Source organism: Streptomyces sp. NPDC003077, assembly GCF_040611095.1.
GTDB lineage: Bacteria > Actinomycetota > Actinomycetes > Streptomycetales > Streptomycetaceae > Streptomyces.
Genome location: NZ_JBEXNM010000040.1, coordinates 24,341 through 46,559 on the forward strand (window position 1 = coordinate 24,341; position 22,219 = coordinate 46,559).

A 22,219-nucleotide genomic window follows, 5' to 3' on the forward strand; every position below is an offset into this window, starting at 1 on the left:
AAGGCCTCGTCCCGCACGAAGGCCGCAGGCGTACCGCCCTCAGCAGGCCGGACGCAGACCCTCCAGCAGAACGCCGAGGTACAACCCGCGACGCCCGCCGTCAGCGGAATGCCCGTTACCACCGGAACGCCCATCGTCACCGGAACGCACGGCGTGCGCCACGCCGCACAGCAGGCGGCGCACGTCCTCCGCCTCGATGTCGCCGCGGATCGCGCCGGTCAGGCGGGCACGCTCCAGCAGGCCGTTGACCGCCTGGCCGAGCTCCGTCCTCATTTCCGAGAGCTGCGCTCCGACAGCGCCCGCGGATTCCAGCACGGCCGCGAAGTCGGGGTCGTCCAGCATCCGGTCGAGCGCGAAGCGCAGCAGCCGGCGCAGGCCCGCGAGCGCGTCCTCGGCGTCGGCCGCCGCCCGCGCCTCTTCGACCAGTTCCCGAAAGCGTTCCGCCGAGAGCGCCTCGACCAGTGCGTGGCGGTTGGGGAAGTGCCGGTAGACCGTCCCGACGCCCACCCCGGCGAGCCGGGCGATGGCGTTCAGCTGCAACGAGCTGTCACCGGCGGCCAGCTGCCCGCGGGCGACCTTGAGGATCAAGGCACGATTGCGCGCCGCGTCCGCCCGCAGCTCCGTCCCCCGCCCCGCTCTCGTCGTCACGACCTCAGCATAAGCAACCCCGGCAACGACTCGAATGCCGCGGCCTGCCGGTTGACCAGGAGCGGTGCCGGGGCTGGGACTGGCGCCCGGGACCAGTGCCGGTATCGGTGTCCGCTGGTTGTCGAACGGTTGTCGACCGGTTGTCGGTGGTGATCCGCAGGGATCGGTGGTCTGTCGGTGCGCTGTCGACGGCCGCCGGGACATTGGTGCAGGTCGGCGCCGGTCATCCACGGCACCGGCGCCACCGGCACCGCATCGTCCCGGCTTACGGGAACGGCGCCCCCGGCATGACCTGCCAGGGGCCGTCCGCCCAGCGGTCCACGAACAGGAAGGAAGCCCCATGACCACTCACGTCACGATCATCGGCGCCGGACTCGGCGGCCTCACGCTCGCCCGCGTCCTGCACGTCCACGGCATACCGGCCACCGTCTACGAGGCGGAGCCCTCCCCGACCGCGCGCTCGCAGGGCGGGATGGTCGACATCCACGACTACAACGGGCAACTCGCTATCGAAGCGGCCGGCCTGATGGACGAGTTCCGCGCTCACATCCTGGACGGCCGCCAGGCGATGCGGGTCCTCGACACGGACGGCACCCTCCTGTTCGAGAAGGCCGACGACGGCACCGGGGGGCGCCCCGAGGTGCTGCGCGGCGAGCTGCGGCAGATCCTGCTCGACTCCCTCCCGGCCGGGACCGTCCGGTGGGGCCACAAGGTCAGCGGTACCCGTTCCCTCGGCGAGGGGCGCCACGAGGTGACGTTCGCCGACGGCGGCACCGTCGTCACCGGCCTGCTGGTCGGCGCGGACGGCGCCTGGTCGCGGGTGAGGCCGCTGCTCTCCCCCGTCACCCCCGAGTACACCGGCAAGTCGGTCGTCGAGACCTACCTGTTCGACGCCGACAGCCGGCACCCCGCCCTCGCGAAAACGGTCGGCGGCGGGTCGATGATGGCACTCAAGCCGGGCCGGGAGATCTTCGCCCACCGGGAGAAGGGCGACACCCTGCACGCCTACGTGGGATTGGCCGAGCCGCGGGACTGGTTCGCCGCCATCGATTTCACCGATGCCGCTGCCGCGTCCGCGCGCATCGCGCGCGAGTTCGACGGCTGGGCGCCGGAGCTCACCGCGCTGATCACCGACACCGACACCGTTCCGATCCTGCGCCCCCTCTACGCCCTGCCGACCGGACACCGCTGGGACCGGGTGCCGGGGGTGACGCTGCTCGGCGACGCCGCCCACCTGGCGGCCCCCAACGGCGAAGGCGCCAACCTGGCCATGCTCGACGGCGCCGAACTCGGCCAGGCCCTCGCCGCGCACCCCCACGACATCGAGGCCGCCCTCACCGCATACGAGCAGGCCATGTTCCCCCGCAGCGCCGAGACCCCCACCTTTGACGGTGTCGAGGCCCACGGAGCCGACTCCGACAACGACCCGATCCACGAGCTGATCGCCGCGTTCACCCGGAACGGGCGGCAGTCCGAGTAAGGAGTCCTTGCAGAAAGATCTTGGTGTGGCACGTTGGAAGGGCAGGTGGTCTCGTTCCTTGGGAGTGAGGATGGACCGGCGTAAGCCCTGGGAGGTCAGTGCCGGGTTGTGGGCGGTGATCGAGCCGTTGCTGCCCCGGCATCCGCGCCGGTACCGGTATCCGGGCCGCAAACGGATCGATGACCGCAAGACGCTGCAGGGCATTTTGTTCGTCCTTTACACCGGCATCCAGTGGGAGTTCCTGCCGCAGGAGTTGGGCTTCGGCTCGGGTTCGACCTGCTGGCGGCGCCTGGCCGAGTGGCAGCAGGCCGGCGTGTGGGAGGAACTGCAGCGGGTGCTGCTGGACCGGCTGCGGGCGGCGGATCGGCTGGACTTCTCCCGGGCCACCATCGACGCCTCCCGTGTGCAGGCCAAGCGGGGGCGCGGCCACCCAAAAGTCGGTCCGAGTCCGGTTGACCGGGCGCGGCCGGGCTCCAAGCACCATGTGCTGACCGACGGGGGCGGTATTCCGTTGCGGGTGTCGCTCACCGGCGGCCACCGCAACGACGTCACCCAGCTGTTGCCGTTGGTCGACGGGCTGGCGCCGGTGCGCGGCAAACGTGGCCGACCGCGGCGCCGGCCTCGAACGCTGTATGCCGATCGCGGGTATGACCACGACATCTACCGGCAGCGGCTGCGGGAACGGAACATCGTCCCGAAGATCGCGCGTCGCGGGCAGCCGCACGGCTCCGGGCTGGGCCGCACCCGCTGGGTCGCCGAAGCCGCCCTCCCCACCTTCATGGACCACGCCGGTTACGGACCCGCTGGGAGACCCGCGACGACATGCACGACGCCTTCCTTCAGCTCGCCCACTGCATGACCCTCGCCCGCAAACTCCCAGCATTCTGAAAGGACCCCTCAGCCGGATAAGCGCCTCGGCCGCGGCGGCGGCTTCCCTCCCCACCACTTCCGGCAACACCAGGGCGCAGCCGAGGCGCAGGTCAACCGTCAGGGGCTGGGCAGCGGCGCGGGAGAGCGCCCGCATCCGCCGGGCGGTCTCGCGCCTGGCCTGCCCTTCGGCCCAAGGGACCGCACGGTCGGCTTCCTGTAACCGCTCGTGGATCGCCTGCAGTTCGCTGACCAGCGACTCGATGGGCGTCAGATGGGTCGCGTTCGCCCCGTGCAGCCGGGACAGGACATGGGCCAGTGCATCGGTGACGGTGGCGGGAGGTCGCAGGCCGATGATCAGAACGCGCCGGACGACCAGTTCGCCCATCAACGTCTCCAGTCCCGAGACCGGGGCGCCCGGGTGCTCGGCGACAAGCTTCTCCACCAGGTCACCGGCTCGCAGCGGCGTGCGCGCCAGACTGAGGACCGACCGTACGACCGGGATGAGCCGCACCGACACCTCGGCATGCGCGCCACCGGCACTGGCGTGGGGCGCGCATGCCACAACCAGCCGATCACCGCGCACGACGGCCAGATCGTTCATCATGACCGGCAACCGGCACCGTAGCTCCAGGCACGCTTCGAGGCGCTCGATCACAGCGGAGAGCCAGAAGGCATCGGCGCGGGTACGGACCGTGTGGTCGTCCGTCCACCGCGCCGACACCGTGGAGCCGAAGCCCGCGAGGTTCACCCCGGCGAAGCCTCCGAACGGTGTCGCCCGACCGCGCATCCGCACCAGGTACCGGGCCAGCGTCAGCGCCATACTCCGCACCTGCCCGGCTGCGGCCGTACGGCCAGTGAGTGCCGTCTCGATCCGCTCGGCCAGAACCGGGCTGGCGATCGCCACGGCTTCGGCCACCGGCTGCCGCCCCCATACCTCGGCGAGCCATCCGCGCCATTGCTCCTCGGCACCGTCTCCATACGAGCCGGGCCAGGGCGGCACAACCACCACATCGCTGTGCACGCTCGCCCGTACCATCGGCGCCCCGGCTTGCCGGTAGTACGGCACACCCCCACCTGCCGTCACCCTCGTACCTCCCGCACGGCTCGTCCTCCGTCACCCGCCGCACCGTCGGCAAGGGGTGTCCGCGGCGGAGCGCAACCGCGGACACCCCTTGCCGATCAGGTCAGCAGTCGCCGTTCATATCGGTGTCGCAGCCGTCGTCGGTGCTGCTCAGCAGCGCCGCCGCCACGGGCCCGGCGGTGACGATCCTGACGTTCAGGTCGAGGTCGACCGCGTCGGCCTGCGGTCGCGACTCCCGCGTGCTGGTGTTCATGGCGAATCCTCCTGCGCATAGAGATGGTGCTCCTTGCGGTGGTGCTGATGACCCGGCCCCACCGTGCGGAGCGCAGTGGAATGCCGCCGCCCTGGGAGCGGATCCGGGCCATCCCCGGCACGCGGCGACTGCGCCGCGCGCGGAGGCATGTCGGCAGCCTGTTCTGCCTGCCTGGCGGAGCTGCCCGGACCGAGCAGCTGGGTCGGAGATCAGCCCGGAGCCTGCTGCGGTGGCGTGCTGTACAGGATCTGACGGACGGGAACCTCGCTGGTTGGGTCGGACAGCGCCCTTACCGCGGCGTCCGACCGGGCGTGATCCGCACCGAATGCTGGATCGCGGCGGCGGCCAGGTGCTCGGCGAGCCGGGTCTGCAGGAACGCCTCGTGGCGGTGCTCGGCGGTCGCGACCACGAGGGCCTCCAGTGACGGTATGGCTTTGCGGCGCTCCGTCTGCTGCGGCGGGACACCGTAGGTCATCGCCACCACGAGCCCACCCGTGGCAGCGTCGAAATCAATCCGGAACGGCAGCTGACCGAGTGCTGATTCAGGCATTTCTTCCTCCTGGGGGCTCCGGCCGTGGGGTGTTGGAGAGCGGGGCCGGTGCCCGCGGCGCCGGCCCCGCCTCCCGTGTCAAGGCCACGGGGGAGTATCGGCCGCCGCCAACTGATGTGCGGGGAGAGGCAAACGGACGGTGACCGTCTTGCCGAGCCCGTCCGCGTCCGGCAGCGCACTGGTCTTGCCGCCCGCCTCCGCTGCAGACCCAGGACTACGCCAGGGCCGTCATCGGCGCCGCGCGGCAAGGCGAACTCGACGAGATCGACCGCCTGGTGAGGTTCCGCAAAGAGCGTCAGATGCGGCTGACCAGCAAGCCCGAGCCCCTGGAACTGTGGGTAGTCGTAGAGGAGGCCGCGCTACGCCGCCCGGTCGGCGGGAAGGAGGTCATGGCTGCCCAGATCGAGCACCTCATCGAGGCCGTGGCCATGCCGAACGTGACGATGCAGATCATGCCGACGGCCAAGGGAGCCCACATCGCGATGGCCGGGACGTTCTCGCTGCTGGAGTTCGAGCCGCAGACCCCCACCGTCGTGTACGTCGACTCCATCGCAGGCAACGTGTACCTGGAGAAGGAGCGCGACGTCCGCAAGTTCATCCAGACCTTCGACCTGGTGCGGGCCGCAGCTCCCGACCCGCAAGAGACCCCGGCAATTTTGGAAGAACTCGCAAGGGAGATGCACAAGAAATGAGTACGCACAACAAGCGCCCGGTCCCCGAGGTCGACCTGAGTACCGCCGCCTGGCGGAAAAGCAGCCACTCTTCCGGCAACGGCGCATGCGTCGAGGTCGCCTTCGTCGAGGGGAGCGTCGCCATACGCGATTCGAAGGACATCAGCAGGCCCGGACTGCTGTTCTCCGCGGACGAGTGGCACGCTTTCCTGGGCGGAGCCACCGATGGCACGATCCGCCGGCCCTGACACGGCCACCCACCACCGTGACTGGGTGGTCTGAGCGAGCCTTAAGCGGGTGTTTCCTCCTGGTTGAGGGTGGTGCGGGCGGACGAAACGTCGTCGGGGTCGGTGCAGCGGCGCCGCAGGGGCGGCGGGGCCGGTGGCGGAGACGGCCGGCCCCGGCATCTGCCGCGCCCGGGTTTGGGGTGGTGGCCCGTCTCATTCGGTGGTGCTCCGCCGCTGCCGGTTTCCGCCGCCGCCCCGGGCGGGGCTGGCGCGGGGTTGGGCAACGGGATACGCCGGGAACATGAAGCCGCGCAAGCCCAGTCCGAGCGATCTGTCCGACGCGCGCGGGGAACCGGTCGAGCCGGTGCTCAGCGCCTGGCGGGCCGGGCGGGGCGAGCACGCGCTGCCCGGCGGGCGCCCACCGCGGTAGGGCCTGCGGGAACTGCTGAACGCGATCCTGTATGTGGACCGCACCGGCATTCCCTGGCGCTGCCTGCCCCACGAGTTTCCGCCCTGGGAGACGATCCACCGCTACTTCGCAGGGTGGCGGGACGAGGGCGTCTTCGGACAGCTCGGCGGCCCGCTGCGCCGGCCGGCACGCACGAAGGCGGGACGGAACCAGGAGCCCAGCGCGCCGATCACCGACGCGCAGAGCGTACAGACCTCCTCTCAGGCATGCACCCGGGGTACAGGCATGCACCCGGGGTATCCGTCCTCGTGCGGGCCTCGGACGCGAAACGAACCGGCCGAATTGGTTCCGGTTCGTCCCGCGTCCGAGGCCCGCCGTGGTGTCGCCCCTTTCGCCGGTGGTCACGCTGGTCCGTCCCTGGTGACCAACTACCAGTCCCCCGAATTCACCGGGGAATTCCGCTGCGGCGACCTGGCTCATCGACCCTGTTTGGCGAAGTAGGCACGCTGTTCCCAGATACCCACGGAACGACCGGGAACCAATCGGCTTTCGATGGCTGATCCTGAGGTCTCGGCGGTGAGGTCATGTGAGAAATACCATCCGTAATCGTCACGTTCAGGCCTCGCGCGCTCTCGCGCAAGGAATTCCGTCGGCCTGGGAAGCGACGATGTTCCACGGCCGGTCCGCGAGGCTCACAGGCATGAGAGTTGCAGGGCCCATGGCTCTGAAATCCGCGCGGCTGACGGGCTTGAGAAGCATGTCTGGCTCTGTTCACGAGGTCCGACAGCAGATGTTCACCAGTTTCGACAGCACTTGCACTGCCCGTTGTTCGATCAGAGGCCCGGGCTGATTCTCCGGACCGCCGCGAGGCCGCGGCACTCGGCTTCCGCTGGAGGGGCAGCTCACGTTGTCCGTGGGGCGCCGAAGCGCAGGCCGTCGAAGAGGATGGTGGTGATCTGTCTGGCTTCGCCCTGCCAGCCCTCCGTGGCGCGCATTGCGCAGATGCCGCCCAGGGCACGCAACAGGGTGGGTCCGGTGACGCCGGCGCGGATGGTGCCGGCTGTGGTGCCTGCGTCGAGTAGCTGGGTGAGGGCGTTCGCCATCCGGGTGCGGGCGTCGTCGAAGACCGATGAGTCCGTTGTCATGATGCTCTCCAAGGTGGCGGCCATCCCTTTGCTCAGGGCCGCGTGGTCCACAAGCAGCAACAGGAAGCGCCTCAGGGCCTCGTCCGGGGCGTGTTGGTGCAGGAGCTCTGCGGGAGCGGCGCACAGTCCGTCGACTTGCTTGCGGTAGACCTCCTCGACGAGGGCTTCGCGTGTCGCGAAGTGGCGGTAGAGCGTTCCGACGGCCACTCCGGCCCTGCGGGCGATCTCCTCGACGTGCGCGTCGGCTGCGCCGCCGAGGAAGGCGTCCCGCGCTGCGGCAAGGAGCGCCTCGCGATTGCGTCGCGCGTCGGCGCGCAGCGGACGTGATGACGGCAACAGAACCTCCATAAGGTGAGTCCGGTTCCGGTTGTGTATGGTTTCCGGAATCGGACTCACCTTATGGGAGAGGGGTACTGATGACGGTTCCAGGAGAAGGACTGGACGGCCTTCGTGTGCTGGTCACCGGTGGCAGCCGCGGCCTGGGCGAAGCGACGGCCCGCCGCTTCGCCGCAGCGGGTGCGAGAGTACTGACAGCTTCTCGGAGCAGGCCCAGCAAGGACTTGCCGGCCATGTTCATCCAGGCGGACCTCGCAACGGAGCAGGGCGTGGCGGAGCTCGGCCGGCAGGTCATCGACCGTGTGGGCGGGGTGGACGTGCTCGTGAACAACGCCGGCGCGCCGAGCGCCCCGGCGCCGACCCTGAGCCGGTCGGACGAGTCCTGGCATGCGGATCTGGAGATGAATCTCCTCAGCGCCGTGCGCCTGGACCGGATCCTGGTGCCGGGAATGGTCGACCGGGGTTCCGGCGTGGTCGTGCACGTCTCCTCGATCGCGAGCCGCCTGCCGCAGCGCACGCAGGTGTCCTATGCCGCCGCCAAGGCGGCGCTCAACGTCTACAGCCGCGAGCTGGCGACCGAGGTCGGCGAGCACGGGGTGCGCGTGGTGTGCGTCCTTCCCGGCTTCGTTGCCACCGGCGGCGCCACTGCCCACCACCAGCGCCTCGCCGACCAGCAAGGCGTCGGCCTGGAGGAGATGCAGCAGCAGCTCGCGGACCAGCTGAAGGTACCCATGGGCCGCCCCGGCGAACCCGAGGACGTCGCCGAGATGATCGCGTTCCTCGCGTCCGGCCGGGCAAAGTGGCTCACGGGGGCGGAGTTCCGTGTCGACGGCGGCATCATCCCGGTGGTCTGAACGGCGGCAGCACAGCGCGAGGAAAGAGGCCGGCGCCGTCGCCGTGACCGGCCTTGCCACCGCTCACCGGAGCCGGTGCCAGTCGGCTGCGGCCCACCGACGGCGTCCATCCGGATTTCCCGAAGGGCAGCCGGGCCTACGCCGGACCGGCCGGACACCCCGCCTGCGAGCCGTGGGAACGGCCGACGCTTTGCCGGGCTGAGAAGCCGTGAAACATCCGATCGCGGAGACAACAGGATCGTCCGAATAGCTGGACCGCACCGTGCTGTCGAAACTGATGAACATCTGCTGTCGGATCTCGTGAACAGAGCCACATGTCTCCCCGCAAAGGATTCATCCACCGATAACGCGTTGGCCGCCCCGCAGAGGCGCCCCTATCGTGACGTCCGTGATCGCCCTTCCCGTCCCCGTCCCCGATGTGTCCGTCCGCGTGAGGCTGAACATCGGTGCCTGCGGACCGTACGCACACATCGTCGCGTCCTTCGAACCGCCCGGGCCGGACAGCGATCCGGGCGGCGGACTGGACAGCGGATTGGACGGTGGATTGGACAGCGGATTGGGCAGCGGCGCGGATGGCGGGCTGGAACTGCTCAATGCCGTACCGCCGCGGCGCCTCCCCCCAGAATACCTTCCGGCACTGCGCGAAGGGCTGCTCGAAGGGCTCGACGGTGTGGCGGCAGCCGTGCTGCTCACGGACGGCACCTATCACGAGGTGGATTCCTCCGAACTCGGCTACACGATCGCCGGACGGCAGGCGGGCCGGGCCGCGCTCATCGGCGCGGGACTGCTGCCGCCGGAGGAGGCGGACGCGCTCCGCTGGGCGACCTGGCCGGGCCGGCACCGGCCGCGTCGGCGTCACGGCTCTCTCTGACGCCCGGACGAGCAAGGCGCGCGCACCGGCGACGGGTGGCACCCTCGGGTTCGTAAGCCGGGCCTTGTGCGTTCCGCCGGTGTGGTGAGTGGGGGACGGCAGGCCGGTCGGTCGGCCGGTCGGTCGGTCGGCCGGTCGGTCGGTCGGTCGGTCGGCCGGTCGGTCGGTCGGCCGGTCGGTCGGTCGGTCGCGTCATGGCTGCCCCGTCCCGTCTCGTCCCGTAGTCCTCGGAGCGAGGGACACCGGCGGAGACCAGCCACCGAACAGCCCGCCTCTCCCCACGCGTTCGCGCTCGTTCCCACGCGCTCGTTCCCGCGCGTTCGTGCTCGTTGACACGCGCTCGTCCTCGTTCTCACGCGTTCGGGCGTGTTCACGCGCGCCCGCGCGCCGTCGGGTATGTTCGCGCGCGTCGCCGGGGCTCGTCCGTGGGGTAGGCGGACGCGGCCGTGGGCAGGAGTTGCGGGGGCTCCTCGGGAACCCGGTCGTGGTCCGAACCTTTCCGGCGGTCCGTTGGGGGACGCGTGCGCGGCCCGGCCCTGCGGGGAGACGAGCAGCCAACACCTGTGACCCACATCACTAAGGAGATTCCTAAGGGCAGGGCTGGCAATATTTTCGCACCGCCCCTGCCTGAAAACCGGGCGATACGGAGACCGGACGGGAACCCAAAACAGTACCCGTGACGGTCGCCCGGCAATCCTCGACCGCCGACTCTCGCCCCACGACCCCGACGGCGAGAAGTCACCGACCAGCGAGACCGACGAGTGGTTCCCTGATGAACAGTCCCCGAGGTGTTCCCGGGCGAGTGAGCCGAACTCGCATGAGAGGAGCCCCCTGACCGTTGCCCCGGCACGAGCTCCGATTCACCTTGTGCCGAAACGAGTTGCTCTGCGCGAGCCGGTTCCTTTTCCCGCGCGCTGATTCCGCTCACGCAGCAACTTTTTCCCTTCCGTAAGAACTGATTCCGCGGCGCATAGGGCCGAGTTCACCGGAATGCCCCGCGCCCGCGCCCGCGCCACCCATTCGCACGCCGTACAGCACATCGCAGACCGCACACCGCATGCCGTACAGCCCACCGCGTCCCGTACACCACACCGCAGCACGCCATACAGCGCAGCCCCGTACCTCCGCACCACCCACGGCTCACGATCACGAGTCGTCGCCCGTCAGCCGATCACGTTGTCAGCGGATATGAGCCCGGTTCGGACGCGTCGTCCCGCCGGCCGCGTGGCAGTTCCCCACAAGAGGACTCCTTTTCATGACACATTCCCCGGAAACACCGGTCGTCGACGCGCTCGCGGATGCGGTCGGCGGGCCGGTGCCGACCACGGAGCGGCCGTTCCCGACGGAGCGGCCCGCGGGCTGCCCCTTCGATCCCCCGGCCGCCTTCGCCGAGGCGCGTGCGGAGCACCCCATCAGCCGTCTGCGGTACCCCGACGGGCACCTCGGCTGGGTGGTCACCGGGCTGGAGGCGGCGCGCGGGGTGCTGGGGGACATCCGGTTCAGCTCGCAGCCCCCGGGGAAGCGTTCGCCGGTCATCGGGCCCGAGGACGCTCCGGATCCGTCCGTGCTGCCCAAGGGGATGTTCGTCAACACCGACCCGCCGGAGCACACCCGTTACCGGCGGCTGCTGAGCAAGCACTTCACCGTTCGCCGGGTGCAGGAAATGCGTCCGCGCGTCCAGGAACTGACCGACGGACTGCTGGACGCGATGGAGCGGGACGGCGGTCCGGTGGACCTGGTCGAGGCGTTCGCCAAGCCGCTGCCGACGCTCGTCACCTCCGACCTGCTCGCCCTGCCCGAGGCGGAGCGCCCGCAGTTCAGGGAACACGTCGACGTCCTGTTCAGCCTGTCCAGCACCGGTGACGAGATGGCGCGGGCGCTGACCGGCGTCAACGCCATGCTCAACGAGCTGATCGCGGCGGCCCGCGCGAACCGGGGCCCGGACCTCCTGGGCCGGCTGGTCGCCGAGACGGAGCTGACCGACGAGGAGTTGTTCGGCGTCAGCCTGATGCTGCTCATCGCCGGTCTGGAGACCACGACGAACATGCTGGCGCTCGGCACCTACGCCCTGCTGCGCCACCCGGACCAGCTCGCCGCGCTGCGCGCCGACTGGTCGCTGATCGACGGCGCGGTCGAGGAGCTGCTGCGGTACCTCAGCGTGGTGCAGGTCGGCCCGATCCGCGTCGCCGCCGAGGACTTCACCTTCGAGGGGCAGCCCATCCGCAAGGGCGAGGTGGTCACCGTGTCGCTCCCCGCGGCCAACCGCGACCCGCTCGGCTTCGCCGACGCCGACACCCTGGACATCCGTCGCGCCGCGACCCGGCACGTCGCGTTCGGCAGCGGGCCGCACCAGTGCATGGGGCACCATCTGGGGCGGCTGGAGCTCGCCGTCGGTTACGAGTCGCTGCTGCGGCGCTTCCCCGGGCTGGAACTCGCGGTCCCCGTCGAGGAGATCGGCAACCGGGAAATGATGGTCACCTACGGCGTGCACGCGCTCCCGGTGAAGTGGTGAACGGCCAGAAAATGAGTGGAACGATGCGGATCGAAATCGACCAGGACCTCTGCTGTAGCGCGGGCGCCTGTGTGCTGGAGGCACCGGACGTCTTCGACCAGGACGACGAGGACGGCACGGTGGTGCTGCTCGACGCCACCCCGGACGAGGGCCAGCGGGACGCCGTCGAGCAGGCCCGCGTCCGGTGTCCCGTCAGAGCCATCGCCGTCCACGAGAACTGAGCCCGGGGGCGCTCCGCCCGGGGCGCCCCCTCCCTCGTTCTCCACCGTTCTCCGCCCGGCGCGGTGCGGAGAACGCCCCTTGAGACGTCCCTTGAGACGCTCTTGAAACGCCCCTCCACACGCCCCTTGATCAGCTGCCGATCGGCCACCACTCGGTTGGCGCCCGGCTGACGCCCGGCCGAGTCGGTACGAGAACCGCCGCGAGCTCGCGGCAGACGTGCTCCCCGGTGCCGGGACGGGGGCCGGCCATCACCCCGGGCGCGACGGAGCCCCCGACCCCATGCCATGACGAGAACGCGAAGCCGCCGCGGCGCGAGGCCGCCGGTTGCCCAGGAAGGGTGGAAGCAAGCATGTCCAGCGCCATCGAATCGAGCTCGCCCCTGGGGCTCGTACGCACGCTTCCCGACGCCTTGCGGGTGCGCAGCGAGAAGCAGCCCGACGAGGTCGCCTACGTGTTCCTGCGTGACGGCGAGGAGCCGCAGGAGAGCATGACGTACGGGCAACTGCACGAGGAGGCGCGCCGGAGAGCGGCGGCGCTCACCGCCCGCGGGCTGGGCGGGGAGAACGTGGTCCTGCTCTACCCATCGGGGCTGGAGTTCGTCCGGACGCTGCTGGGCTGCATGCTGGCGCGGGTGGCCGGGGCTCCGGTGCAGGTGCCGCGGCGGCTGCAGGGCGTGGAGCGGCTGCGCCGCATCGCCGACGACGCGGGCACCACCACCGTGCTCACCACGGAGGAGGTCAAGCGGGACCTGGAGGAGCGGTTCGGGGAGACGGCGGCGCTCGCCGGACTCACCCTGGTCGCCACCGAGTTGCTCCCCGCACCCTCGACCGACGACGCCGGGGCGTGGTCGCCGGAGACGGACCCCGGCCCGGAGGACATCGCCCTGCTCCAGTACACCTCGGGCTCCACCGGCGACCCCAAGGGCGTCATCGTCACGCACGCCAACTTCCTCGCCAACGCCGCCGAGACGGACGAGCTGTGGCCCTGCGAGCCGGACGGCACGATCGTCAGCTGGCTGCCCCTCTTCCACGACATGGGCATGCTCTTCGGCGTCCTCATGCCGCTCTGGGCGGGCATCCCGTCGTACCTGATGGCGCCGGACGCCTTCATCCGCCGCCCCGCGCGCTGGCTGGAGGCCATCGCCCGGTTCCGCGGCACGCACGCCGCCGCGCCCAGCTTCGCGTACGAGCTGTGCGTCCGGGCCGCGGCCGAGGGGCGCACCGCCAATGTCGGGGACCTGTCCTCGTGGCGGGTGGCGGTCAACGGCGCCGAGCCCGTCCGCTGGCGGACCATCCGGGCGTTCACCGAGGCGTTCGCGCCGCACGGCTTCGCCTCCCGCGCGATGTGCCCCGGCTACGGGCTGGCCGAGAACACGCTCAAGGCCACCGGCACCCGACCGGACCAGGAACCCGCCACGCTGTGGCTGTCGGCCGACGCGCTGCGCGAGGCCCGGGTCGAGGTCGTCACCCGCACGACGCTGGAGCAGGACTCGGACCCGGCGGACGAGGGCCTGCTGCCCATCGTCAGCAGCGGCGTCACCGTCCCCGGCACCGACGTGCGCATCGTGGACCCGGACACCCTCCGGTCCCTGGCCCCCGGCCGGATCGGCGAGATCTGGATCGACGGCCCGTGCGTCGCGGGCGGCTACTGGGGCCGCGACCAGGCCACCGAGGAGACCTTCCGGGCCCGCGTCCTGAACGCCGACGGGACGCCCGAGAACGAGCAGACCTACCTGCGCACCGGCGACCTGGGGTTCCTGCACGACGGCGAACTCCACGTCACCGGGCGCCTCAAGGACGTCATCATCCACCAGGGCCGCAACTACTACCCGCAGGACATCGAACTCTCGGCGGAGTCCTCGGTCCTGGGCCTGCACCCGAACTGCGCCGCGGCGTTCTCCGTGGACGACGGCGGCGCCGAGCGGCTGGTCGTCGCGGTCGAGACCGACGGGCGGGTGCTCAAGGCCCACCAGCCGGACGAGCTGCGCCGCCGCATCGCCGAGGCGATCTACGAGAACCACCGCCTGAAGGCCGACACCATCCTCCTGCTCCGCAGGGGCTCCGTGCCCAAGACCTCCAGCGGCAAGGTCCAGCGCCGCGCGTGCCGCAAGCTCTACGAGGACGGTGTCCTCACGGATGTGTCGGCGGTCTCGGCGTCGTCCGCCCTGGCGGGGTGAGCGGAGGGTGGGGACGGGCGGACCGACGCGACGCCGGTACGCCCGTCCCCACCCCGTGCGTCGGCGCGTGCCCCGACGGCACCCCTGACAACTGTGCGTTCCGAACACGGTTGCACTTCCATGGTGTTGAGTGTCGGTAGTCCGCACGCGAGCGCGACGGGGAAGACGGGGAAGGGGACTGCCATGGCCCAGGTTCAGATCAGCCTTGACGCCGAACTGGTGGTGGAGGTGATGGTCCTGTCCGGGGTGAATTCCCCCCAGGACGCCATCGAGGTCGTCGTCCGCGACTACATCGCCCGCGGCCACCGCACGGAGGCCCGTACCGATCTCACGGACCAGCGCCTGCGCGAGGCGGCGGCCGAACCGCAGGAGCCCCAGGGCTGACGCCCACCGCCCCGCCCCGCCGCACCTCGTCTCGCCTTCAGCTCTCCGGCCCCTCCGGCTTGCGGAGCAGCAGCAGGTAGTACTCCAGGTGATCGCGGGAGAAGGAGCGGAAGCCCACCATCAGGTGCTCGCCGTGTGCGGTCGTCTCCTCGCCGTACCGATCGGCTATCTCCGCACGCCGGTCCTGGTACAGCGCGCCCATCAGCTCGGAGCAGAGCACCATGTTGGCCGTCATCTCCTGCACCCGCGTGAGGCGGAATCCGGCCTCCTCGGACTGGGTGACGAGCGTGGCGAAGGACGTGGGCGGCGGGCAGGCCCACAACTCGGTGAAGGCGCCCAGTTCCGCGTCGTCGGGCGTCCCGCGCACACCGAAGTCCGTCATCAGGAAGACCCCGCCGGGCCGCAGCACCCGGAACACCTCGCGGAATCCGGCGGTCCGGTCGGACAGGTGCGGAAAACAGTCGATCGACCAGGCGGCGTCGAAGGACGCGTCCGGCCAGGCCAGTTCCATGGCGTTGCCGTAGGCGAAACGCACCCGGTCCGCCAGGCTGTCCCCGTCCTCGTCGCGCAGCCGCTGCTCGCACGCGGCGAGCTGCTGCCGGCTGACGGTGATGCCGGTGACCCGGCCGCCGCTGCGCCGCGCCAGCCGGAGCGCGGGGCCACCGGTGCCGCAGCCGACGTCCAGAAGGTGGCCGTCGGGGCCCAGGCCGACGGTGTCGATCAGGAAGTCGGTCTGCCGGTCCTGGGCGAGGTCGGCCAGCGCGGGCAGGGAGGTGACGGGCGCGCGCTCGCCGTGCGGCACGAACATGCCGATGTGCAGGGCGCTGCCGCCGAGCGTCATGGCGAGCAGGCCGCCGAACCGGTCGTACATCGCTCCGACGTCCTCGGGCGTCGGTGAGGTGCTCTTGTTCGCGCCGTGCGGTGTCGCTGCCATGGTGTTCCCCTTACGACGTGCGGACGTGAGCCGGTCATGGAAGAGGGGCGAAGCAGAAGACGTGGCCGTGCGGACGACGGATGACGCGCCCTGGTCGGCGACACCCTTCCCGCTGTCTGGGCACCGTTCCCGCCGTATCGGCACCGATCCCACCGCCTCGGCACCGATCCCGCGCGTCGTCCGGAGCGTCGGCGCACCACCGTACCCGTCTTGCCGCCTGGTGACACGGGCGCGGGGGTGGAGGAGGGCGCTGGGGGCCGGAAATCGGCAACTGGTGGTGGTCGGCTTCGGTGTGCCGACCGGGACCGCGTCTGCGAACTCGTTCACCATTCCGCGTTGCGGGCGGCAGCGGGCCGCCGATGCGGACCGGCCGGGTCCGCATCGATATGGCTCGCTCGTATCCGTGGAGCGGGAATGACGATGCGGCCTTCCGTAAGGGGTGTCCCGTAAATGATCTACGGCGTGCCGGTTGGCCAGCTTGTTTTGCTGTTACCCGGCCAATGTGAGGTTGTGCAGGCGGGCGATGCCGAGCATGACGTGGTGGACGCCGTCGCCCCTCAGGCGGCAGTCGCGCAGGATCTTCCAGCTCCTCATACGGGCGAAGGCGTGCTCGACACGGGCGCGGACGGTGCGGTGCGAGCATGGTGTTCGTCTTTCCCGGCCGTCAGTTCGGTCTGACCGCGCTTGCGGCGGTGCGGGATGATCAGGCCGGTACCCAGGTAGCCGCCGCAGGCGATGACGGTGGTGCGGCCGACAGCGCCTTTCGCACCCGACAGCTCCCACGCCGTGCAGTCGTTGCGGTTGCCGGGGACCGGCCGGCCGACGGCGACCACGAGCCGGGTGTCGGCGTCGATGACGACCTGGTGGTTGGTGGAGTAGCGGTAGTTCTTCGACCGCTCGGCCACCGCGTGGTCCCGGGTGGGGCCCAGGGTGCCGTCCACGGCCACTTGGCCACCGTCGCCGACCAGCTCAACCGCCGCTCACGCAAAACGCTCGGCTGGGAAACCCCAGCCGAGCGCTGCATAAACTCCTCACGGCCTGATCAAACCGACCACTTGTTGCAGCGACTCCTGGAAACCGCCGCCTCGACCTTCAGTTGATGGGGACTATACGGCGCTCCATATGGCTGAGTCTTCGCAAAATCACATGCCTCGGTCCGGCCCGTGCCATTCAGAGCTGCGTTCGTGGACGTCCATGGGGAGACTTTCGAATCTGACAGGGCCCGGACAGAAAGCGGAGCTGTTCGGCCCTGTCATGTCCTCGCCGATCAGGTAGCGGTACAGCCACTCGGCGAAGTCCATGGGGTATTCAAAGAACTCGTCGTCGCGCGAGACGAAGACCCGCCAGTTTTGTTGTTCAGCACCTTGCGCGAGGAAAACGGCCTCGTCCCGGTCGCTCGCAACCGCGGGAAGGAGGCCGTCCGCAGTGCCGAAACGCATGTCGGGGATACCGAGGGACGGCCTGGGGTCCGCTTCGAGGTCGATCTCACCCCAGGGCACTTCCGACCATGCTTCCACAGTCTCGCGAACCCACTGCCTCAGGTTCCACCTTTGCGTCGCGGGGTGGTGCAGCACCAGGTGCCCGTTAATTTTCACCGGTCCGTAGGCGTCGATGATGGCCTTGTAGTCCTCAGGCAGTCGGAATCCCAGTTCGCCTTCGAGAACTTCCCACGCTGCGAGGTCTTTGTGGCCGGCAATCGGCTGGCCGAGCATGGAGAGGACGGATGTCAGATAGGTGGTCTGTGTCATTTTCGTTTATCTCCTGGGGCAGTCGGCGCTGCCTGTGGTCGTTCCTCCGGACGGTGACTGGTAGATAACGCAGTGTTCGGCAGAACCGTCCTCCAGCACAGCGTAGTTGCACTCGATGCCGGTCGGAATGCCCGAGTCAGGCCGGTTGTAGTGCGGCGCCACAGACAACTGGAGGTGTTTTCCGGACTTGATGGCGGCTCTGATTTCCTTTTCCACTCCCCAGTTGAGGTATGGGGTATTTGTCTTTTCGTACTCAGCCACCAGGTTACGCAGGTCGATACCGGATCCGGTGGCCGCTGCGGGAATCAGGTGTCCGTTCGCTGGAACGTGTCCCTGTGCCGCTATTTCGTCCATTCCCGGAGGCTTGGTGGAGCCATTGGTGTTCGTCCCCGGCGCCTTGCGTCCCTTGTTGTAGTCGCTGCTGTCCAGCAGTCCGTACACGCCGGTCGCCCGGCACTCCTCTTGCTGGGAGAAGAAGTCGTAATACCGCTCACGCGGCAGGTAGACCGAGTGGCCGTTGGCGCTAACACCCGGTCCGTCGTCGCAGAGGTGCCGGCCTTCAGGACCTTGTCGCCGGAAAAGTTCTGGTTGTACGGGGTCTGCACATACGTGCTGGAGGTCGCGCCGACCGCCTTTACCGACGGGTCGACCTTCACTGGGAAGACGCGCTCGGGAGCGGTCAGCCACTTCTCGTCCAGGTCCACCACGAGCGTCTGCCTGCCGTGGTCTTCTTCGAGGCGGTAGCGCACCTCGGAGGAGATCTCCCTCTGGTGGGCGTGCTCGTCCTCGGCGGAGTCCTCCATCCAGCCCGGCGGCATCCAGGCGCGCTCGGCGCCGGATGCGTCCGTCAGACGGCTTTGTTGGCGATTCGGCCCCACCCCCCGCGCGCCCGGTGCCCGGAACACCGCTGTTCGGGGCCCGTTACCCCGAAGCCCGTTCCCCGGACCACGGATCGCCGCTCTCCGCGGCCGCAGCGGGCAGACGCAACGCCGAGCCCGCATACAGCGTGATGCGTACCGGTACCAGGCGCGTCGCATCGAGCGACGGCTCCCCCGTCCCGGGATCGCGGGCGAAGCGCGGATGGGCGCCGCCGCTGACCTGGAGGCGCACACGGTGTCCGGCGGCGAAACGGTGGACGGTGGAGCTCATCGGCACGGTGACCTCCGAGGAGGTCTCGCCGGTGGTCCGTACCGGGGACAGCCCGTCACAGACGTTGCGGGAACGGCCTCGCGCGTCCACGTCGCAGAGGCGGGCGAAGACGTCGGCGTGGCCGGTGTCCGTGGAGATCCGCAGGCGTGCGGAGACGGGGCCGCGCACGTCCACGGGTTCGGCCAGCGGCGGGCTGGTGAACGTCAGGACGTCGCCCCTGGCCTCCAGTTCGCGGTTGTCGCGGGGCCCGGCGGTACGGGAGAGCAGCGGCCCGCCCAGGGAAGGGGTGGGATCGGCCGGGTCGTAGAGGATGGACGCCAGTGGGGAGGGCGGGTCGGTGGCGGGCTGCGGGATGTCGGGCCGCTCGGATTCCGGCGTGAGGCGCCCGCCGGAACTCGATGCGGGACCCGACGCGGAATCCGACGCGGAATCCGACGCGGGACCCGCCTCCGGCTCCGACGCGGGACCCCCCTCCGGCTCCCTCGCGAGGCTCCCATCCGGCCCCCTCGTCAGGCTCCCATCCGGTCCGGGAATCCAGGACACCGCGCCGAGGGGCGGCGGCCAATCGTCGAGGTCGTCCCACTCCCCCGCCCCTCCCACATGCACACGCACCCTGGTGGGGCGCAGCCCGGAAGCGTCGTCGCACAGGTGGGCGCGCAGCCATGCGAGGCTTTCGGCGAATACCTCAGGCCAGCCCTGCCCCAGCGCGGAGGTGTGCGTCCAGGGTCCGACGAGCAAGGAGGTCGCGCATCCGGCCCGGCGCAGCCGGTGGTACTGCTCGATGTTCCGGTCGAGCAGCGCGTCGTGCCACCCGGCGATCAATGAGGTGGGCACGCTCAGACCGTCCGCCGCTTCGGCCAGGGAAGCGCCGTCCCAGTGCGGGTCGTCGGCGTCCGGGTGCGCCAGGGCGTCGTCCAGCCAGGGCACTTCTCCGAGTGCGGGCACGTACGCCCGGCGCAGCGGTCGCGCGGTGGTGATCGCGCGCAGCCCGCGTTGCAGGCGCGACACGGCCTTCACGAAAGGCATCAGCCCCTGGTGCTGGTACGTCATGCCGAGGCCCTGGACGAGGGCGTTCTCCAGGTGGAGCGCACCGCCCGCGTGGTAGAAGGCGTGCGGGTCGTGCAGGCCGATCTGGATCACCATGGCCTTCAGTTCCGGCGGCGGGTCCGCGGCGAGCGCCCACTGCACGTACCCGAGGTAGCTGGGGCCGATGGTGCCCAGCCGGCCGTTGAACCAGGGCTGTTCGCGGAGCCAGGACACCGTTGCCCGGCCGTCGGCGGGCTCGTTGCGCCACAGGTCGAACCGGCCGCCCGAGCCGCCGGTGCCTCGGCAGCTCTGCAGCACGACGTGGAACCCCTGCTCGGCGAAGAGCACGCCGAACAGAGGCGACCACGGCAGGCCCCTGCCGTACGGCGAGCGCACGAGGAGGGTGGGGAAGTCCCCTTCAGCGCGCGGGAAGTAGTGGTCCGTACGCAAGGGGCTGCCGTCCGCGGCCGGAACCTTCAGCCCCGGCTCCCAGCCCGCCTTGTGCCGTCGCGCCGGAATGCCGCGCCAGGTCGCCCGCATCATGCGTGCGGACAGGGGCGGCTTCCCAGGTGGTGCGGTCCATCCGGATGTGGTGACGACGTCGTGGGCGTGCGCTGTCATCGTTCCCCTCCACTCTATTCTCGTACTGTGTACGAGAATAGAGGATGCTTGGATGGCTTCCGCAAGTCGCGGCGCCGTCGCAGCCGCATGGACGACTCGATGTTTCAGCGCGCGTGATCGCCGCGATCGGGACGAGGAAGGGAACGAGGAGACCGTGACCGCAGGTGACGGGGCCGGCGCCGCGGGCGTGGACCCCCAGGAACTCTGGCTGCGGCCCGCGCGGCCCCGCCGGGGGCGCAGGCCCGCCTTCAGCCGCGAGGCGATCACGGCCGCGGCCGTCGCCCTCGCGGACGCGGAAGGGCTGGAGGCCGTCACCATGCGGCGGGTCGCCTCCGAGGTCGGGGCCGGCGTCATGTCCCTCTACAGCTACGCCCCTGACAAGGAGACCCTGGTGGACCTGATGGTCGACCACGTCAGCGGCGAACACCCGACAACGGACCCGCTCACCGGCGACTGGCGCACCGACCTCAAAACCATCGGCCATCTCCAGCGCGCCCTGATGCTCCGGCACCCCTGGCTGCCCGCCGCGCTGTTCGCCCGCCGCACGCTCGGCCCCAACGCGCTGGCCTTCCTGGAACGCGCGCTCGCCGCCCTGCGCCCCACCCGGCTCGACGGCACGGCGAAACTGGAGGTCTTCAGCCTGCTCACCGGCTTCGTCGCCAACCACGTCGCCTACGAGGTCACGCGGGCCGCCGTCGCCGACTCGCCCGAACGGAGCGCGGCCGAAGCCCGCTACCTCGCCGCCGTCGCCGCCGACGGCCACCACCCGGAACTGGCCGCGGCACTCGCCACACCGCCGGGGCCACCCCGGTCCCCCGACGCGGTGTTCGCCCGGCTTCTGGGCCGGCTGGTGGACGGGCTGGATTCCGAGTGACCTCGCCCGTCGCCGGGGCACAGGGTGGCCGCCCCGCCGGGTGCGCCGGGTGAATTCGTCCGCCGGGTGCGCCGGGTGAACTCGTCCGCCGGGTGCGCCGGGTGAACTCGTCCGCCGGGTGCACCGGGTGAACTCGTCCGCCGGGTGCACCGGGTGAACTCGTCCGCCGGGTGCGCCAAAGGAAACCTCAGGCTTTGTCGTCCCGCCTCACCGCGATCCGATTCCCTTCCGTTCTCACACTGCCGGAAGGCATACTCCCCAGTTCACGAACCCGCTCGCACACTTATTTCCAGCGTTGCCATTCCGCCGTTGTCGACAGCACATGATTGACGCAAGGGAATCGATCGCGATCGTGGCTCGATTCCGGACTTGCGTGTCGAGCGCACCGCAGTACTTTTATGGTCCGTTCCTGTCGGCGGCACATCCACCGTGAGTGCCCGCCTCCGTGCCCGTCCCTCGGGCACCTCAACCGCCCCCCTCTGTGCCGTCCCGCCACCACTGCGGGCGCACGCTCCAGGGAGCAGTCACCATGGCCGATACGACGATCACCGTCGGTTCAGCGGGACATCTGCTCATGGCAAATGAGCCCACCCGCGGAGTCACTTTCGAGGTCTGGTCCAGCTGGGACTACGCGCTGTTCGCCAACGACGTCAACAACCCCGGCACCCCGGTGGTCTTCCGGCAACAGGGAAACGGCTACATCGTCGAAATGACCAACTCCAACTATGGCGGCTATGTCTACTGGACCTTCGGGCTGAAAGGCGACATCTACCTCGTCAACAGCACCAGTGACGCGAGGATATGGACCGTGTCTCCCGCCGCCAACGGCTTCAAGCTCACAAACGGTTCGCAGACCGTCGGATGCAATCCCACTGCCGACAAACGCTGGCTCAGCGTCATATCCGACGAGTACTCGGACGCCAGGAAATACGTCGTCTTCCAGTTCAGCAAGGTATGACGCGGGCACTGTGGGTTTTCCGTTCCGAAGCCCGCATGTGATGGTGAGGGAGGATGGCCTTCGGGACCTTGACGCGGCGAGGTTCCCGACCGTTGCGCTGATTGTGCTGGTTGCGGCGGTCGGCGGTCGGCGGTCGGAGCTTCGTCGGTGGCGGCGGCCTCGTTGGTCTCGGAGCCGGGTGACCCGACGATCCGGACGGCCCTGACCGCCTGGTCGACCA

At 70.0% G+C, this 22,219-nt stretch carries 21 protein-coding genes and 4 pseudogenes; 13 read left to right on the forward strand and 12 right to left on the reverse strand.

Annotated features, from left to right (window positions below):
* Positions 1-39: 39 nt before the first annotated feature.
* A complete protein-coding gene (locus ABZX96_RS24230; protein ID WP_355548065.1) occupies positions 40-648 on the reverse strand; it encodes a TetR family transcriptional regulator in 609 nt (202 codons plus the stop codon).
* 340 nt (positions 649-988) lie between these two features.
* Here ABZX96_RS24230 and ABZX96_RS24235 point away from each other — a divergent pair, with 340 nt between their 5' ends.
* Positions 989-2,128: an NAD(P)/FAD-dependent oxidoreductase gene (locus tag ABZX96_RS24235; RefSeq protein ID WP_355548068.1), complete on the forward strand. Its 1,140-nt coding sequence runs from the start codon at positions 989-991 to the stop codon at positions 2,126-2,128.
* Between the two features lie 70 nt (positions 2,129-2,198).
* A protein-coding gene (locus tag ABZX96_RS24240; protein WP_355548071.1) for an IS5 family transposase occupies positions 2,199-3,016 on the forward strand; the annotation gives its coding sequence in 2 pieces (ribosomal slippage) (positions 2,199-2,901 and positions 2,901-3,016; 819 coding nt in all).
* A 67-nt stretch (positions 3,017-3,083) separates the two neighbouring features.
* Here ABZX96_RS24240 and ABZX96_RS24245 read toward each other — a convergent pair.
* From ABZX96_RS24245 to ABZX96_RS24255, 3 genes and pseudogenes are all read right to left on the reverse strand, one after another.
* Positions 3,084-4,034 (reverse strand): annotated as a pseudogene (locus tag ABZX96_RS24245) (lantibiotic dehydratase); the annotation flags it as partial.
* 148 nt (positions 4,035-4,182) lie between these two features.
* Positions 4,183-4,332, reverse strand: coding sequence for an FxLD family lanthipeptide (gene fxlA, locus ABZX96_RS24250; RefSeq protein ID WP_355548073.1), 150 nt, complete (start codon positions 4,330-4,332; stop codon positions 4,183-4,185).
* 289 nt (positions 4,333-4,621) lie between these two features.
* Positions 4,622-4,882 carry a hypothetical protein gene (locus tag ABZX96_RS24255; protein ID WP_355548075.1) on the reverse strand — a complete coding sequence of 87 codons (261 nt, stop codon included), beginning with the start codon at positions 4,880-4,882 and terminating at the stop codon, positions 4,622-4,624.
* Between the two features lie 200 nt (positions 4,883-5,082).
* On the opposite strand from ABZX96_RS24255, the gene ABZX96_RS24260 reads away from it, so the two are divergent.
* The 3 genes and pseudogenes from ABZX96_RS24260 to ABZX96_RS24270 form a co-directional block, all read left to right on the forward strand.
* Positions 5,083-5,574 carry a DUF5753 domain-containing protein gene (locus ABZX96_RS24260; RefSeq protein WP_355548193.1) on the forward strand — a complete coding sequence of 164 codons (492 nt, stop codon included), beginning with the start codon at positions 5,083-5,085 and terminating at the stop codon, positions 5,572-5,574.
* The gene (locus ABZX96_RS24265; RefSeq protein ID WP_355548077.1) at positions 5,571-5,801 is read left to right on the forward strand and encodes a DUF397 domain-containing protein; all 231 of its coding nucleotides are present in this window, start codon (positions 5,571-5,573) and stop codon (positions 5,799-5,801) included. Before ABZX96_RS24260 ends, ABZX96_RS24265 begins: the two co-directional genes overlap by 4 nt.
* Before the next feature lie 280 nt (positions 5,802-6,081).
* Positions 6,082-6,450, forward strand: a pseudogene (locus tag ABZX96_RS24270) (transposase); the annotation flags it as partial.
* A gap of 641 nt (positions 6,451-7,091) precedes the next feature.
* On the opposite strand, the gene ABZX96_RS24275 reads toward ABZX96_RS24270, so the two are convergent.
* A complete protein-coding gene (locus ABZX96_RS24275; protein WP_355548080.1) occupies positions 7,092-7,682 on the reverse strand; it encodes a helix-turn-helix domain-containing protein in 591 nt (196 codons plus the stop codon).
* 68 nt (positions 7,683-7,750) lie between these two features.
* Between ABZX96_RS24275 and ABZX96_RS24280 the strand changes: the two genes are divergently transcribed.
* A complete protein-coding gene (locus ABZX96_RS24280) occupies positions 7,751-8,524 on the forward strand; it encodes an oxidoreductase (protein WP_355548083.1) in 774 nt (257 codons plus the stop codon).
* 388 nt (positions 8,525-8,912) lie between these two features.
* A complete protein-coding gene (locus ABZX96_RS24285) occupies positions 8,913-9,395 on the forward strand; it encodes a hypothetical protein (protein ID WP_355548085.1) in 483 nt (160 codons plus the stop codon).
* Here ABZX96_RS24285 and ABZX96_RS24290 read toward each other — a convergent pair.
* Both ABZX96_RS24290 and ABZX96_RS24295 read right to left on the reverse strand, forming a co-directional pair.
* Complete coding sequence (locus ABZX96_RS24290; RefSeq protein WP_355548088.1) at positions 9,295-9,591, reverse strand: PT domain-containing protein; 297 nt, start codon at positions 9,589-9,591, stop codon at positions 9,295-9,297. The two genes, ABZX96_RS24285 and ABZX96_RS24290, sit on opposite strands and share 101 nt — an antisense overlap.
* Positions 9,512-9,967, reverse strand: a pseudogene (locus tag ABZX96_RS24295) (PT domain-containing protein); the annotation flags it as partial. The pseudogene ABZX96_RS24295 and the gene ABZX96_RS24290, both read right to left, overlap by 80 nt.
* A 683-nt stretch (positions 9,968-10,650) precedes the next feature.
* Between ABZX96_RS24295 and ABZX96_RS24300 the strand changes: the two are divergent.
* From ABZX96_RS24300 to ABZX96_RS24315, 4 genes are all read left to right on the forward strand, one after another.
* Positions 10,651-11,907 carry a cytochrome P450 gene (locus ABZX96_RS24300; protein WP_355548091.1) on the forward strand — a complete coding sequence of 419 codons (1,257 nt, stop codon included), beginning with the start codon at positions 10,651-10,653 and terminating at the stop codon, positions 11,905-11,907.
* A 23-nt stretch (positions 11,908-11,930) separates the two neighbouring features.
* Positions 11,931-12,128, forward strand: a complete 198-nt coding sequence (locus ABZX96_RS24305; protein ID WP_355548094.1) for a ferredoxin — start codon at positions 11,931-11,933, stop codon at positions 12,126-12,128.
* 350 nt (positions 12,129-12,478) lie between these two features.
* Entirely contained in the window at positions 12,479-14,305 is a 1,827-nt protein-coding gene (locus ABZX96_RS24310; protein ID WP_355548097.1) for a fatty acyl-AMP ligase, read from the forward strand.
* Between the two features lie 183 nt (positions 14,306-14,488).
* A complete protein-coding gene (locus ABZX96_RS24315) occupies positions 14,489-14,689 on the forward strand; it encodes a type II toxin-antitoxin system VapB family antitoxin (RefSeq protein ID WP_355548100.1) in 201 nt (66 codons plus the stop codon).
* Between the two features lie 37 nt (positions 14,690-14,726).
* On the opposite strand, the gene ABZX96_RS24320 is transcribed toward ABZX96_RS24315, so the two are convergent.
* The 5 genes and pseudogenes from ABZX96_RS24320 to ABZX96_RS24340 all read right to left on the reverse strand — a co-directional run bounded on the left by ABZX96_RS24320 (position 14,727) and on the right by ABZX96_RS24340 (position 20,086).
* A complete protein-coding gene (locus ABZX96_RS24320; RefSeq protein ID WP_355548103.1) occupies positions 14,727-15,623 on the reverse strand; it encodes a methyltransferase domain-containing protein in 897 nt (298 codons plus the stop codon).
* 489 nt (positions 15,624-16,112) lie between these two features.
* Positions 16,113-16,570 (reverse strand): annotated as a pseudogene (locus tag ABZX96_RS24325) (transposase); the annotation flags it as partial.
* Positions 16,571-16,765: 195 nt separating this feature from the next.
* A complete protein-coding gene (locus ABZX96_RS24330) occupies positions 16,766-17,371 on the reverse strand; it encodes an SMI1/KNR4 family protein (protein ID WP_355548105.1) in 606 nt (201 codons plus the stop codon).
* Between the two features lie 6 nt (positions 17,372-17,377).
* Entirely contained in the window at positions 17,378-18,058 is a 681-nt protein-coding gene (locus tag ABZX96_RS24335; RefSeq protein ID WP_355548108.1) for a DNA/RNA non-specific endonuclease, read from the reverse strand.
* 234 nt (positions 18,059-18,292) lie between these two features.
* The gene (locus tag ABZX96_RS24340) at positions 18,293-20,086 is read right to left on the reverse strand and encodes a CocE/NonD family hydrolase (protein ID WP_355548196.1); all 1,794 of its coding nucleotides are present in this window, start codon (positions 20,084-20,086) and stop codon (positions 18,293-18,295) included.
* A gap of 235 nt (positions 20,087-20,321) precedes the next feature.
* Between ABZX96_RS24340 and ABZX96_RS24345 the strand changes: the two genes are divergently transcribed.
* Together ABZX96_RS24345 and ABZX96_RS24350 are read left to right on the forward strand one after the other, a co-directional pair.
* Complete coding sequence (locus ABZX96_RS24345; protein WP_355548111.1) at positions 20,322-21,041, forward strand: TetR/AcrR family transcriptional regulator C-terminal domain-containing protein; 720 nt, start codon at positions 20,322-20,324, stop codon at positions 21,039-21,041.
* A 529-nt stretch (positions 21,042-21,570) separates the two neighbouring features.
* Positions 21,571-21,999 carry a hypothetical protein gene (locus tag ABZX96_RS24350; RefSeq protein WP_355548114.1) on the forward strand — a complete coding sequence of 143 codons (429 nt, stop codon included), beginning with the start codon at positions 21,571-21,573 and terminating at the stop codon, positions 21,997-21,999.
* Positions 22,000-22,219 lie beyond the last annotated feature (220 nt).

Excerpts from the sequence above, each read along its gene's own strand:
- ABZX96_RS24235 (WP_355548068.1), top strand. The coding sequence starts at position 989 with ATGACCACTCACGTCACGATCATCGGCGCCGGACTCGGCGGCCTCACG.
- ABZX96_RS24255 (WP_355548075.1), bottom strand. The coding sequence starts at position 4,882 with ATGCCTGAATCAGCACTCGGTCAGCTGCCGTTCCGGATTGATTTCGAC.
- ABZX96_RS24320 (WP_355548103.1), bottom strand. The coding sequence starts at position 15,623 with ATGGCAGCGACACCGCACGGCGCGAACAAGAGCACCTCACCGACGCCC.
- ABZX96_RS24330 (WP_355548105.1), bottom strand. The coding sequence starts at position 17,371 with ATGACACAGACCACCTATCTGACATCCGTCCTCTCCATGCTCGGCCAG.
- ABZX96_RS24305 (WP_355548094.1), top strand. The coding sequence starts at position 11,931 with ATGCGGATCGAAATCGACCAGGACCTCTGCTGTAGCGCGGGCGCCTGT.
- ABZX96_RS24275 (WP_355548080.1), bottom strand. The coding sequence starts at position 7,682 with ATGGAGGTTCTGTTGCCGTCATCACGTCCGCTGCGCGCCGACGCGCGA.
- ABZX96_RS24315 (WP_355548100.1), top strand. The coding sequence starts at position 14,489 with ATGGCCCAGGTTCAGATCAGCCTTGACGCCGAACTGGTGGTGGAGGTG.
- ABZX96_RS24300 (WP_355548091.1), top strand. The coding sequence starts at position 10,651 with ATGACACATTCCCCGGAAACACCGGTCGTCGACGCGCTCGCGGATGCG.
- ABZX96_RS24265 (WP_355548077.1), top strand. The coding sequence starts at position 5,571 with ATGAGTACGCACAACAAGCGCCCGGTCCCCGAGGTCGACCTGAGTACC.
- fxlA (WP_355548073.1), bottom strand. The coding sequence starts at position 4,332 with ATGAACACCAGCACGCGGGAGTCGCGACCGCAGGCCGACGCGGTCGAC.
- ABZX96_RS24280 (WP_355548083.1), top strand. The coding sequence starts at position 7,751 with ATGACGGTTCCAGGAGAAGGACTGGACGGCCTTCGTGTGCTGGTCACC.
- ABZX96_RS24350 (WP_355548114.1), top strand. The coding sequence starts at position 21,571 with ATGGCCGATACGACGATCACCGTCGGTTCAGCGGGACATCTGCTCATG.
- ABZX96_RS24290 (WP_355548088.1), bottom strand. The coding sequence starts at position 9,591 with ATGACGCGACCGACCGACCGACCGGCCGACCGACCGACCGGCCGACCG.
- ABZX96_RS24310 (WP_355548097.1), top strand. The coding sequence starts at position 12,479 with ATGTCCAGCGCCATCGAATCGAGCTCGCCCCTGGGGCTCGTACGCACG.
- ABZX96_RS24340 (WP_355548196.1), bottom strand. The coding sequence starts at position 20,086 with ATGCGGGCGACCTGGCGCGGCATTCCGGCGCGACGGCACAAGGCGGGC.